Raw genomic sequence first — 278 nt, 5'->3', positions numbered from 1 at the left:
GCTTTGCACCATCTCGAATGCGGGCCGCAATCAGAATTTTCTCTTCTGCATCAGACCAGCGCCGAGAAGTCTCACGAATAATTTTCCGTTTGCCGTTTTCCACCTCACATGGATCAGTCTTACAGTTGTCAAAATGCCATCGTGTCATCACAGCAGGCTTACCGGCCATGCCGCATTGCGGACATGTCACGGGGGTCAACGCGCGGAGGCCCTGACGAAGATTTTTCTTGTGCGCGTCAGTCATAACGCGGCCCTTCATGGTTGCTGCTATCTTATCC

General features: G+C 52.5%; 1 protein-coding gene. It reads right to left on the bottom strand.

Going from position 1 to position 278, the window contains the following annotated elements; all coding sequences use genetic code 11:
• Positions 1-244: hypothetical protein (locus AC1RPU_RS08205; protein WP_481769680.1), on the bottom strand; the 244-nt coding region annotated here is incomplete at its 3' end.
• Positions 245-278 lie beyond the last annotated feature (34 nt).

The sequence above is a fragment of the Dellaglioa sp. CoH-55-MRSF-7 genome (assembly GCF_056782235.1).
Note: the sequence above shows the minus strand (reverse complement) of the source record. Positions and strands in the feature narration are given on the sequence as shown.